The sequence below is a fragment of the Saccharothrix texasensis genome (assembly GCF_003752005.1).
GTDB lineage: Bacteria > Actinomycetota > Actinomycetes > Mycobacteriales > Pseudonocardiaceae > Actinosynnema > Actinosynnema texasense.
Genome location: NZ_RJKM01000001.1, coordinates 7428911 through 7440606, shown reverse-complemented (window position 1 = coordinate 7440606; position 11696 = coordinate 7428911). Strand labels below are relative to the sequence as shown.

The 11696-nt window shown below is 74.5% G+C and carries 12 protein-coding genes; 5 read left to right on the top strand and 7 right to left on the bottom strand.

The window, feature by feature from the left end; all coding sequences use genetic code 11:
- Positions 1–146 precede the first annotated feature (146 nt).
- Both EDD40_RS33460 and EDD40_RS33455 read left to right on the top strand, forming a co-directional pair.
- On the top strand, positions 147–929 hold the full coding sequence (locus EDD40_RS33460) for a MerR family transcriptional regulator (protein ID WP_123746463.1): 783 nt from the start codon (positions 147–149) through the stop codon (positions 927–929).
- 48 nt (positions 930–977) lie between these two features.
- Complete coding sequence (locus EDD40_RS33455; protein ID WP_123746462.1) at positions 978–2156, top strand: alpha/beta hydrolase; 1179 nt, start codon at positions 978–980, stop codon at positions 2154–2156.
- A 162-nt stretch (positions 2157–2318) separates the two neighbouring features.
- Here the strand turns inward: EDD40_RS33455 and EDD40_RS33450 are convergent, their stop codons facing one another.
- Positions 2319–3455: a polyprenyl synthetase family protein gene (locus EDD40_RS33450; protein ID WP_123746461.1), complete on the bottom strand. Its 1137-nt coding sequence runs from the start codon at positions 3453–3455 to the stop codon at positions 2319–2321.
- Between the two features lie 373 nt (positions 3456–3828).
- On the opposite strand from EDD40_RS33450, the gene EDD40_RS33445 reads away from it, so the two are divergent.
- Complete coding sequence (locus EDD40_RS33445; protein WP_123746460.1) at positions 3829–5595, top strand: 1-deoxy-D-xylulose-5-phosphate synthase; 1767 nt, start codon at positions 3829–3831, stop codon at positions 5593–5595.
- 46 nt (positions 5596–5641) lie between these two features.
- Here the strand turns inward: EDD40_RS33445 and lipB are convergent, their stop codons facing one another.
- Positions 5642–6322, bottom strand: a complete 681-nt coding sequence (gene lipB, locus EDD40_RS33440; RefSeq protein WP_123748472.1) for a lipoyl(octanoyl) transferase LipB — start codon at positions 6320–6322, stop codon at positions 5642–5644.
- A 163-nt stretch (positions 6323–6485) separates the two neighbouring features.
- On the opposite strand from lipB, the gene EDD40_RS33435 reads away from it, so the two are divergent.
- A complete protein-coding gene (locus EDD40_RS33435; protein ID WP_123746459.1) occupies positions 6486–7655 on the top strand; it encodes a hypothetical protein in 1170 nt (389 codons plus the stop codon).
- Positions 7656–7675: 20 nt separating this feature from the next.
- Here EDD40_RS33435 and EDD40_RS33430 read toward each other — a convergent pair whose 3' ends face one another.
- From EDD40_RS33430 to EDD40_RS33410, 5 genes are read right to left on the bottom strand one after another with little or no spacing between them, the layout of a single operon-like run.
- A complete protein-coding gene (locus tag EDD40_RS33430; protein ID WP_123746458.1) occupies positions 7676–8113 on the bottom strand; it encodes a 3-hydroxyacyl-ACP dehydratase FabZ family protein in 438 nt (145 codons plus the stop codon).
- Positions 8110–8469 (bottom strand): 3-hydroxyacyl-ACP dehydratase FabZ family protein, encoded by a 360-nt coding sequence (locus EDD40_RS33425; protein WP_211348283.1) that lies wholly within the window; start codon positions 8467–8469, stop codon positions 8110–8112. Before EDD40_RS33425 ends, EDD40_RS33430 begins: the two co-directional genes overlap by 4 nt.
- Before the next feature lie 3 nt (positions 8470–8472).
- On the bottom strand, positions 8473–9444 hold the full coding sequence (locus EDD40_RS33420) for a beta-ketoacyl-ACP synthase III (protein WP_123746457.1): 972 nt from the start codon (positions 9442–9444) through the stop codon (positions 8473–8475).
- A gap of 10 nt (positions 9445–9454) precedes the next feature.
- Positions 9455–10666, bottom strand: a complete 1212-nt coding sequence (locus EDD40_RS33415) for a beta-ketoacyl-[acyl-carrier-protein] synthase family protein (protein ID WP_123746456.1) — start codon at positions 10664–10666, stop codon at positions 9455–9457.
- Positions 10653–10886 carry an acyl carrier protein gene (locus tag EDD40_RS33410; protein ID WP_123746455.1) on the bottom strand — a complete coding sequence of 78 codons (234 nt, stop codon included), beginning with the start codon at positions 10884–10886 and terminating at the stop codon, positions 10653–10655. The genes EDD40_RS33415 and EDD40_RS33410 overlap by 14 nt, the downstream gene beginning before the upstream one ends.
- A gap of 110 nt (positions 10887–10996) precedes the next feature.
- Here EDD40_RS33410 and EDD40_RS33405 point away from each other — a divergent pair, with 110 nt between their 5' ends.
- Entirely contained in the window at positions 10997–11677 is a 681-nt protein-coding gene (locus EDD40_RS33405; protein WP_123746454.1) for an SDR family oxidoreductase, read from the top strand.
- Positions 11678–11696: the final 19 nt, after the last annotated feature.

The following is an 11696-nucleotide window of genomic DNA, read 5'->3' as shown; positions in this document are numbered from 1 at the left end:
GGCTCCTGACGTCGTCGTCGGCATGCGTGGAAGCGCTCCCACAGATTTCTACCACCTGGTAGAAATTCGCGCTACGGCATGCCGTCGTCACCCGTCCGGGCAATGGACTTGAACCTCACGCCACGTGAGGTTCTAGGGTCGGTGCCATGAGCGCTGAGGGGGGCCTCGACCAGCCGCGGTGGAGCGTCGGCGCCCTGGCCAAGGTCGCCGGGATGACGGTGCGGACGCTGCACCACTACGACGAGCTGGGCCTGCTGCGGCCCAGCGAGCGCACGCCGTCCGGCCACCGGCGCTACACCGAGGCGGACCTGCACCGGCTCTACCAGATCCGGCTGCTGAGGCAGCTCGGCATGTCGTTGGAGGAGATCGGCGGCGTGCTGACCGGCGCGGCCGACGCCGGGCCACTCGCCCGGGTGCTCGCCGCGCACCTGGGACAGCTGGACGAGCAGGTGTGGCGGCTCAACGCGCTGCGCCGCCAGACGAGGGGTCTGCTCGTCCAGCTGAGCGGGCCGACCCGGCCGGACCCCGACCGCCTCCTCGCCTTGCTGGGCAGCACCACGATCTTCGACGGGCACCTCACCCGGGAACAGCGCGACTTCCTGGACGAGCACGCCTTCGAGGTCGGCCCGGACGCCCGCAGGAGGCTCGACGAGGAATGGCCCGACGTGCTCGCGAAGGTGGTCGGGCACTACCGCGCGGGCGACCCGGTGGACGACCCGGAGGTCCGCCGGACCGCCCGGCGCCTGGTCGACGTCGGCGAGACGTTCGCCGCCGGCGACCGGGAGATCCTGCGCTCGATGGGGGCGTTCTTCCGGGAGAACGGCCGGGGCGTGCTGCGGGACGTGCTGCCGGGGCAGCCGGTGGACGACCTCGGCGACGGTCTGTGGGACTACGTGGCCCGCATGTACGCGGCGCTGTCAGCCGACTGAAGAACTGCCCGGAACCGAACAGGGGGAGAGATGTTCCACAGGACGAGTGTGTCCGCAGCGGCCCTGGCGGTCCTCGCCGCGACGCTGAGCGGCGTCGCCGAGGCCGAGCCGGACCCGGACGCGCGCCCGGCCCCGGACCTGGTCTTGAGCCTGCCCGCGCCGACCGGCCCGCACCACGTCGGCGTCACCGCGCTGCACCTGGTCGACACCGAGCGGCCGGACCCGTGGTCCGGTGACGGCCGGCCGCGCGAGGTGGTGGTCTCGGTGCACTACCCCGCGTCGGACGTCCGCGACCACCCGGTCGCGCCGCAGCTGACGCCGGGCGCGGCGGCGGCGTTCCCGTCCTACGCGCCGTGGGGGTTCCCGCACCTGCCGACCAGCGGCGTGGACTGGGCCGCCACGCTCACCCGTTCCCACGTGGACGCGCCGGCGCGTCCCGTGCGCCGACCGGTCGTGCTCTACAGCCCCGGGTTGGTCGAGCCGCGCGCGTTCGGCGTGAACACCGCCGAGGAGCTGGCGAGCCGGGGCTACGTCGTGGTGACGATCGACCACCCCGGCGAGACCTTCACCGTCGACCTGCCGTCCGGGCCGCGGCCGGTCGACCTGCCCGGCCGGCCCGACGCGGATCCGCCGCTCTACCGGGCGGTGATCGCCACCCGGCTCGCGGACACGGACCTCGTGCTCGACCGGCTGGAGGTCCTGGCGGCGGGCGGCAACCCCGACGCCGGGGGCCGCGCGCTCCCGAGGCACCTCGGCCGCGCCCTCGACCTGCGCCGGGTCGGCATGTACGGCCAGGGGTTGGGCGGCACGATCGCCGCCGAGGCGATGTACGAGGACCAGGGCGGGCGAATCGACGCGGCGATCAACCTGGAGGGCTTCCTGGACTACCACCCGGAGCAGCCCGGCCAGGACGGCGAGCTGCTGCCCGTCGCCCGGCACGGAGCCGGCCGGCCGTTGCTGCTGATCGGCACCGAGGGCTTCCAGAACGACCGCTACCGGCGCGCGTGGACGGCGGCGCTCGTGCACGACCACGTCCGGCAGCACGTGATCGCCGACGCGAACCACTGGGCGTTGACCGACTTCGCCGCCACCGTGCCGCAACTGCACGCGGCGGGCTTGATGGACGACGCCGGGCGCGCGGCGATGGTCGGCGCGCTCGACCCGGCCGTCGCGGTGCCGACCGTGCGCCGGCACGTGGTGTCCTTCTTCGACCGCGCCCTGCGCTAGGACCGCAGGGCCGCCACCGCGGCGGCCAGGTGGTCGGCCGTGATGCCGGTGGCCGGTGCCGGCCCGTGCGCCGGGTTCGACCAGGCCCGCCGCACCGCCCCCAACGGCCTCACCGGGTCGACGTCGGCCGAACCCGAAGGAGCCACCCGGCTCGGCGAAGGCTCACGTGCCGCCGCGCGTGCGCTGGGCCGGTGTGGTCACGCTCCTCGGCCGGCGGGTCGTGAGGGCGACCAGCTCCGCCAGCGACGCCTTGGCGGCCGGGCTCGTCGCCGACGACCGCAACGCGCCCGACGCCCGGTCCGCGCGGGCCTTGATCAGCCGTTCCACCCGGGCCACCGCACCGGTCGCGACCACCACGTCGCGCAGCCTCGCGGCCCGCTCCTCGTCCAGCTCCGGATCGCCGTGCAGGGTCGAGATCACCTCGAGCTGCTCGGGGGTGGCCTGCTGCCGGGCCAACGCCATCAGCACGGTCGGCCTGCCGCCGCGCAGGGCCTGCGGGGAAGGCCTGCCGGGCACCTCGGGGTCGCCGAACACGCCGAGCAGGTCGTCGCGCAGCTGGAACGCCTCGCCGACCGGCCTCCCGTACGCGCCGCAGAACCGGGTCAGCGCCTCGCCGCCGCCGGCGAGCGCCCCGCCGCCGGCCAGCGCCACGCCGACGCGCAACGGCAGCTCCACCGCGTACCGGGCGGTCTTGAGCCGGATCATCCGCCACGCCGACCGCACCGGGTCCGCCGTGGAGCGCGGGTCGCCGCCGAGGTCGAGGCACTGCCCGGCGATCAGCTCGGTGCGCATGGTGTGCAGCAGCGCGCGCACCTCGCGCCACCGCGCCCGGTCGACCTCGGCCCGGTCCAGCAGCTCGTCGGTCCACGTGGAGCACAGGTCGCCCGCCAGGATGGCGAGGTTCACGCCGAACCGCTCGGCCGCCGTCGGGTCGCCGTCGACGCCGGGGAACCGCTCGGCGAGCGCCCGGTGCACGGTCGGCCGGCCGCGCCGCAGCTCGGCGCGGCTCATGATGTCGTCGTGCACCAGCGCGAAGGTGTGGAACATCTCCAGCGCCGCGCCGGTCCACGCCACCGCGGGATCGTCGGACGAGCCGCCCGCGGCGAGGAAACCGCAGTGGCACGCCGAGGGGCCCAACCGCGGGCCGCCGGCCACGAACCCGCGCAGCACGTCCACCAGCGGCGGCAGGCACGGGTCGGGCGCGGTGCGCGCCTTCTCCGCCAGGAAGCGGTCGAGCGTCGCGTCCACCCCGGCGCGGACCTCGGCGAGGTCGCCGCGCACGGCGTCGGTGACAGTCATGGAACCTCCACGAGCACGGACAGGACCGGCTTCCGGTGAGCACGCGCGGAGCGGGCGCGCGTCGGGTGCGCACGGCCGCGGTCCGGCGGCCGGACGTGGTCACCTCCGGCGCTCTCGAAGCTAACACCGACGGGGCGGGACCGACGCCCGACGACCCGTTCGGGGACCGTCCCACCTGCGTCTCCGCCCCCTGGGTGACGACGTCGGAAGCACCGGTTCCCCGTTTTCCGCGAACCACACGCACACGTCCGTGTGGCGCCCGCGATCTCGTTCGCGTGAAACGCGGCGGCCCGCTTGTCCCGGCCGGCCGGGTGCGGCAGGTTCGCCTCACCCCACGTTGCCGCAAGGCCTTCGCACCGCCTGGAGTGGCCTGATGACCGACACCACCACCCTGCCCGGGGCCGTCCGGTCCCCCGCGCCCCGGATCACCGGCCCGGCCGACCTGCGCGGCCTGTCGCGCGGCGCGCTGGACGAGCTGGCGCGCGAGCTCCGGGCACGCCTGGTCGAGGCGGTGGGCCGCACCGGCGGCCACCTCGGCTCGAACCTCGGGGTGGTCGAGCTGACGGTGGCGCTGCACCGGGTGTTCCGGTCGCCGCACGACCGGGTCGTGTTCGACACCGGTCACCAGTCCTACGTGCACAAGATGCTCACCGGCCGGGCCGACGGGTTCGCCGACCTGCGCCGCGAGGGCGGCCTGTCCGGTTACCCGAGCCGGGCGGAGTCGCCGCACGACCTGGTGGAGAACTCGCACGCGTCCACCGCGCTGTCCTATGCGGACGGTCTGGCGCGGGCGGCGCGGCTGCGCGGCGAGCACGACCGGCACGTGGTGGCCGTCGTCGGCGACGGCGCGCTCACCGGCGGCATGGCGTGGGAGGCGCTGAACAACCTCGGCGGCCTCGATCACCCGGTCGTGGTGGTGCTCAACGACAACGGCCGGTCGTACGCGCCGACGGCGGGCGCGGTCGGCAGGCACCTCGCCACCCTGCGCGCGGGCGGCGGCGGAGGCGTGTTCGCCGCCTTCGGGTTGGCCTACCTCGGCCCGGTCGACGGGCACGACGTCGCCCGGGTGGAGGAGGCGTTGGCCGCCGCGAAGGCGTTGGGGCGCCCGGTCGTCGTGCACTGCGTGACCGAGAAGGGCAAGGGTCACCCGCCCGCGGAGAACGACCCGGTGGACCACCTGCACGCCGTGTCCGCGCCGTCGGCCTCGCGCGGTCCGGGGTGGACGTCGGTGTTCGGGCGGCACCTGCTGGTGCTCGCCGACCGGCACCCCGACCTGGTGTGCCTGACCGCGGCCATGCCGCACCCGACCGGGCTGACCGCGTTCGCCGAGGCGTTCCCCGACCGGGTGCTCGACACCGGGATCGCCGAGCAGCACACCGTGACGTGCGCGGCGGGCCTGGCCATGGGCGGGCTGCGGCCGGTGGTGGCGGTGTACTCGACGTTCCTGACCCGGGCGGCCGACCAGGTGCTGATGGACGTGGCGCTGCACCGGCTGCCGGTGACGTTCGTGCTCGACCGGGCCGGGGTGACCGGCGAGGACGGTCCCAGCCACCACGGCGCGTGGGACCTGGCGCTGCTGCGCGGCGTGCCCGGGATGCGGGTGGCCGCGCCCCGGGACGGCGCCAGGCTGCGCGAGCTGCTGGACGAGGCGGTCGCCGACGACGGGCCGACCGCGGTCCGCTTCCCCAAGGGCGTCGTCGGCGCGGACGTCGCCGCGGTGGACCGGTTGGGCCGGGTGGACGTGCTGCACCGGCCGTCGCGGCGGGACGTGCTGCTGGTGACCGTCGGCGGGCTCGCGTCCGACGGGGTGGCCGCCGCCGTGGCGCTCGCCGGCGAAGGCATCGGCGTGACCGTGTGCGACCCGCGCTGGGTGACCCCGGTCGACCCGGCGGTGGTGGCGTTGGCCGCCGAGCACCGGGTGGTGGTGTGCGTGGAGGACGGCGTGCGCGGCGGCGGCGTCGGGGAGGCGGTGGCCGGCGCGCTGCGCGAGGCCGGGCTGAGCCGCCGCATCCGGGTGCTCGGGCTGCCGGGCGACTTCCTGCCGCACGGCTCGCGTGCCGACATCCTGCGCATGCACGACCTGGACGCCGCCGGCATCGCCCGCACGGTGGCCCGCTTCCTGCCGGGGTGGACGTCGTGACGCGCTTCTCGTCACCTGCGTCCGGCGGGGGCGGGGCGGTCGGCGGTCACCGGCGGTCGGTCGCGAACACCCTCGTCAGGTGGCGTTCGACCACCGGCGCCACCTCGGTCGGCGTGACCCGGCGGCCGAGTTCGGCGGACAACGACGTGACGCCGGCGTCCTCGATGCCGCACGGCACGATCCGGTCGAACGGGGTCAGGTCGGGATCGCAGTTGAGCCCGAACCCGTGCAGGCTGGTGCACCGCTCGATGCGGACGCCGATCGCGGCGACCTTGCGGTGCTGCCCGTGGGCGCGGGCCGCGGACGGCGGCACCTCCGGCGCGGGTGGTCGGTCGCCGAGCACCCACACGCCGCTGCGCCCGGCGAGCCGTGCCGTCGCCACGCCGAACTCGGCGCACGTGCCGATCAGCGCCTCCTCCAGCCTGCGGACGTGGCCGACGGAGTCCAGGGGCACGGGCAGCTTCACCACGGGGTAGCCGACGAGCTGGCCCGGGCCGTGCCAGGTGATCTCCCCGCCGCGGTCCACCGTCACCACCGGCACGTCGTCGGCGGGGAACGCGGCGGCCTTCGTGCGCTTGCCCGCCGTGTACACGGGCAGGTGCTCCTGGAGCACGCAGACGTCACCGATCTCGTCCGCCACGCGCAACGCGTGCAACCTCCGCTGCTCCGCGTACGCCTCCTCGTACCCGACCGCGTCCCGCCCGAACCCACCGCGCACGAACCGCATCGCACCCACGGTCACGACTCTAAGCGCTGAGGTCTCGGGTCGGCGGCGGACAGGTCTCGGGGTCGACGGGGTCAGCGGACCCCGTCACCGCGGCTGCTACGTTGGCGGACGGATCGAGCTTCATCCACAGGTTCCCGCCTCGCGAACGAGGAGCTCGAATCGGATGGACATCGCACTCTTAGCCGGGCTGGTCCTCGCGGCTGCGGCCGTGGTGGCCGCGACCGCGGTGATCGCACCGACGCGACGGGCGGGTCGAGTGGCACAGGTGGAGCACCGCATCGCCGAGTTCAAGTCCCGGTTCCACCAGGTCAAGCAGCGGCAGACCGAGCTCAGCACGGCGACGCTCGCGCGCGATCCCGCTCGGCGGCCGCACGACGTGCCGCTGCTCACCAAGGCGGAGTGGATCTTCCCCACCCCGATCCCGCTGTCCGAGGTCGGGGTGGGCTTCGAACCGGGACACCCGCGGAGCGGACCGAGTCCGACCGCGCTGATCGAGGGCATCGACCTCAGTGGAGCGGTCACCTACAGCGACGCGATCGTCCGGATCGCGGGTATGGACCACTTCACCAACGGGCTCATCTACCGACCCGTGGGCGTCGACGTCGAGGAAGGATCACTTTTCCTCCGCTTCCGTGAAGCGAGGTACTTCGACTACCTCGACACGAGCGAGGTCCTCGCGTACAAGGATGTGGAGGCCGGCGGCGTGTCCAGGTACCGGAACGAGCTGGCGGATCCGTTCGACCTGCTCAACCGCGTCGCCAGCCTCGGCGTGCTCACGCTCACCGTGGTGAAGGACGACCGGGGCGTCCGGTTCCTCATGCACAAGCGGTCGGCACGCGTCGTCCTCGCCGCCGACTTCTTCCACGTCGTCCCGGCGGGGGAGTTCACGCCGTCGGACGTGAGCCTCACCGCCGTGCGCGACGACCTGGACCTGTGGCGGAACATCTGCCGGGAGTACGCGGAAGAACTCCTCGGCGTGGCGGACGCCCAGGGCGACGGGGGCCACCGGATCGACTACGCCGACGCCGAGCCTTACCGCTCCCTGCACCGCGCCCGGGAAAGCGGACGCCTCTCGGTGCACGTGCTGGGCCTGGGGCTCGACCCGTTGAGCCTGAAGCCGGAGTTGCTGACCGTCGCGGTGTTCGACGGGGAGACCTTCCGGGGCATCTTCGGTGATCGGATGGTCGGGAACTACGAGGGAACCGTCGTGCAGGACGAGCCCTTCGACGCGGAGACGGTGCAGGGCTACGTCGACCTCCCGAACGTCCGCGGCGGGGCGAAGGCCTGCTTGCGGCTGTCGTGGCGGAATCGGGAGTTCCTGGGGTTGACCTGAGTCCGCCGGTCGGCGTCCGATCAAGGGCGGAGGGTGGTGGTGGTTCGGGTGGTGGTGGTGATCCGGCCCACGGTCATCACGAGGTGGCCGTCGGCGGTCGACTCGCCGGTGAAGACGATCGTGTCGGCGAGGCGGTCCAGGACGCGCACCGAGTGGTGGACGACGCAGCCGGGGACGACCGGCCGGTGGAACTCCACGTCCGCGATCGCGCCGAACAGGACGACGCGGTCGGGGTTCGGGTCGTCCCAGGACGACAGCAGCACGGCGGCCTGGCACCAGGATTCGACCAGCAGCGTCGACGGGTAGTCGCCGGGGCCCGTGCGGGCGTAGCAGGGTTCGTTGGCGCTGACCGCTTTGAGCGCGGTCAGCGACTCGCCCGGCACCACGTCCAGCACGCGGTCGACCAGCAGCACCGGGTGGCGGTGCGGCAGGAGCCGGAGGATCTCGGGGTAGGTCATGACGTCTCGTAGCGCAGCTTGATCCGGGCGACCACGCCGTCGTCGCTCACCACCGCCGCGCACCGCCGCCCCGCGTCGTCCCAGGTCAGGCGCACGGTCAAGGTGGCGCCGGGGAACGTCGGCCGCACGAACCGGGCCGATTCGACGGCGGCCAGCCGCGCCGTGCCGAGAGCGGTCGCCGCGCGGTGGGCGAACTCCACCACCGCGACGCCGGGGAAGATCGGGAAGCCCGGGAAGTGGCCCGCGAACACCGGGTCGTCGGGCGCGACGACCATGCGCGCGACGGTGGTCGAACCGGACCGCTCCAGCACTTCCACGGGCGATGCGAGGTAGCCCGACGCGAGTGGACCGGTCACCGGTCAGCCTTCCCCGAGCACGCCGAAGTCGGCGGTCACGTCCGGCCACACGAGCGTGGTCGCGCCCCAGGTGAGGCCGCCGCCGAAGGCCACCGCCAGCACCCGGTCGCCCGCCTCGATCCGGCCGGTCGCGGCGGCGTCGGCCAGCAGCACGGGGATCGAGGCGGCGGCGGTGTTGCCGACGGCGTCCAGGTCCGCCAGCACCTTCGACTCCGCCAGGCCGAGGCGGCGGGCGACGGCGTCGCAGATGCGCCGGTTCGCCTGGTGCGGCGCGAGGTGGTCGACGTCGTCCGGGCCGAGGCCGGCGCGGGCCAGGGCGTCCAGCGCGACGTCCGACATCCGGTCGACCGCGGCCCGGAACACCTCCTTGCCGCTCATCCGGAAGTAGCGCTCCCCCGCCGGCACCTGGATCAGGTCGGCCCCGGTGCCGTCGCTGCCGAGCACGCACGGGCCGATCGCGCCCTCGCCCTCGCCGACGACCACCGCGCCCGCGCCGTCGCCGAAGATGACCGCCGTGCCGCGGTCGTCCGGGTCGAGGATGGTGGAGAAGGTCTCGGCGGCGATCAGCAGCACGGTCCGCGCCGCGCCGCTCGCGATCAGGCCGACCGCGTTCGCCAGGCCGTACAGGAAGCCGGTGCACACGGCGGCCACGTCGTGCGCCGGCACGCCGATCATGCCCAGCCGGGCCGCGACGTCCGGCGCGATGGCCGGGCACGACCGGTCCGGGGTGGTCGTCGCCACGATCACCGCGTCCGCAGTGGACGTCCCGGCGGAGCGCAGGGCCCGCGCGCCCGCGTCGACGGCCAGGTCCGACGTGGACGTGCCCGGCTCGACCCACCTGCGGGAGCCGATGCCGGTGCGCGACCGGATCCACTCGTCCGAGGTGTCCAGGCGGGCCGCCAGGTCGTCGTTGGTGACGACCCGTCCGGGCAGGCTCGCGCCGACGCCGAGGATCACCGCACCGCGGTAGGTCATCGTCCCTCCCTCACGCCTTGGCGATGGCCAGCACGGCGTTCTGCCCGCCGAACCCGAACGAGTTGCTCAACGCCAGGTCGATCCCGCGCGGCACGACGGCTGTCGCCACGTCGAGGTCCAGCCGGGGGTCGAGGGTCGTCAGGTTCGCGGTCGGCGGCACGACGCCCTGCTCGACCGCGAGCACGGTGAACACCGCCTCCGCCGCGCCGGCCGCGCCGAGCAGGTGCCCGGTCACGCCCTTGGTCGACGTCACCAGCGGCCCCGACGGCAGCAGCTCCGCCAGCACCCGCCCCTCCACCAGGTCGTTGAGCTGCGTGGACGTGCCGTGCGCGTTGACGTGGTCGACGTCCGAGGCCGACGCGCCCGCGTCCGCCAACGCCGCTCTCGTCGCCGCGACCACGGCCCGGCCCTCGGGGTCGGGGTTGGTGATGTGGTGGGCGTCGGCGGTCGCGCCGTACCCGACGACCCGCGCCCGGACCCGCCGCCCGTCGGCCCGCGCGTCCTCCGCGCGCCGCAGCACCAGCACCGCCGCGCCCTCCCCCGCCACGAACCCGTCCCGGTCGACGTCGAACGGCCGGGACGCGGTCGCCGGGTCGTCCCGCCGCGACAGCGCGCCCATCCGGGCGAACCCCGCCATGGTCAGCGGGTTGAGCAGCGCGTCGACGCCGCCGGCCAGCACCACGTCGCACCGGCGCGCGGCGAGCAGGTCGCACGCGACGCCGATCGCGGTGGCGCCGGACGCGCACGCGGTCGACACCACCAGGTTCGGCCCGCGGAAGCCGAACTCGATGGCGACCTGGCCCGCGACCATGTTCGGCAGGTGCATCGGCAGCACCAGCGGCGACACGCCGGTCGGGCCGTCGGCGAGCAGCACCCCGTGCTGCCGCTCGAAGGTCTCGCCGCCGCCCGCCGAGGTGCCGATCACCACGCCGACCCTGGCCGAGTCCCACGTGCGGAGGTCTTCCCCGGCGACCGCCTCCCGTGCCGCGACCAGCGCCAACCTGGTGAACCGGTCGAGCCGGACGGCCCGCCGCGCGCCGAGCAGCGCGTCGGCGTCGAAGTCGGGGACGCGGCAGGAGATCGTCACCTCGTGGCCGGCGAGCAGCGGGTCGCGGGCGGCTGTGGACCGGCCCGCGCGCACCGCCGCCCAGCCGGCCTCGACCCCGACGCCGCCCGGGGTGACCAGGCCGAGCCCGGTCACCGCGATGTCAAGGCCGGTCACCGGCGCGCTCCCGCATCAGCGCCACGATGTCGCCGACGGTCTCCATGTCGAACAGCTCGTCGTCGCTGATGTGCAGGTCGTGCTCCTTGCCGAGCACCATCGACAGCTCCACGAACGCCAGCGAGTCCAGGTCGAGGTCGTCCTTCGTGGCGTCCGGGGTGATCTGCTCCGGCGCGACCTTCAGCGTGTCCACGAGGATCTTCTTCAACGTCTCGTACACGGCGATCTCCCAAAGTCCACCCGGATCCTGCCCGTCATCGAACCTCATCGGCCGGATCGGTGGTCAACCAGGGAGAATGTCGGCGGGGTGCGACTCTGGGGGAGGACGGCATGGCGGACGCGCCGGTGGCGGTCGTGACGGGCGGGAACCGGGGCATCGGGCTGGAGGTGTGCCGGCAGCTGGCGGCGCTCGGCCACGTCGTGGTGCTGACCGCGCGCGACGCGGCCAAGGCCAGGTCGGCGGCCGGACGGTTGGGCGTGGACCACCACCGGTTGGACGTGACCGAGGACGCGTCGGTGGCCGCGCTGGTCGACCACGTGACCACGCGGCACGGCCGGCTGGACGTGCTGGTGAACAACGCGGCCATCCACTACGACACCTGGCAGCGGGCGTCCTCGGCCGATCTGGGGGTCGTCCGGGAGGCCATGGAGACCAACTTCTACGGACCGTGGCGCACCGTCCTCGGCCTGCTGCCGCTGCTGCGGGCGGCCCGGCGCGCGCGGGTGGTGAACGTGTCGAGCGAGGCCGCGTCGCTGGCGTCGATGGGCGGCGGGACACCGGCTTACGGGACGTCGAAGGCGGCGTTGAACGCGTTGACCTTGACGTTGGCCGCGGAGCTGCCCGGGATGAAGGTCAACGCGGTGTGCCCCGGGTGGGTGGCCACGGACATGGGCGGGCCCGGCGGGCGGCCGGTGGCGCGGGGCGCGGCGAGCGTGGTGTGGGCGGCGACGCTGCCCGACGACGGGCCGACGGGCGGGTTCTTCCGCGACGGGAAGCGGGTTCCCTGGTAGCGCGCCGGGGTAACCCGGC

Bases quoted from the DNA above. Each gene is read 5' to 3' on its own strand.
- EDD40_RS33460 (WP_123746463.1), top strand. From the start codon at position 147: ATGAGCGCTGAGGGGGGCCTCGACCAGCCGCGGTGGAGCGTCGGCGCC.
- EDD40_RS33450 (WP_123746461.1), bottom strand. From the start codon at position 3,455: ATGACTGTCACCGACGCCGTGCGCGGCGACCTCGCCGAGGTCCGCGCC.
- EDD40_RS33445 (WP_123746460.1), top strand. From the start codon at position 3,829: ATGACCGACACCACCACCCTGCCCGGGGCCGTCCGGTCCCCCGCGCCC.
- lipB (WP_123748472.1), bottom strand. From the start codon at position 6,322: ATGCGGTTCGTGCGCGGTGGGTTCGGGCGGGACGCGGTCGGGTACGAG.
- EDD40_RS33435 (WP_123746459.1), top strand. From the start codon at position 6,486: ATGGACATCGCACTCTTAGCCGGGCTGGTCCTCGCGGCTGCGGCCGTG.
- EDD40_RS33430 (WP_123746458.1), bottom strand. From the start codon at position 8,113: ATGACCTACCCCGAGATCCTCCGGCTCCTGCCGCACCGCCACCCGGTG.
- EDD40_RS33420 (WP_123746457.1), bottom strand. From the start codon at position 9,444: ATGACCTACCGCGGTGCGGTGATCCTCGGCGTCGGCGCGAGCCTGCCC.
- EDD40_RS33405 (WP_123746454.1), top strand. From the start codon at position 10,997: ATGGCGGACGCGCCGGTGGCGGTCGTGACGGGCGGGAACCGGGGCATC.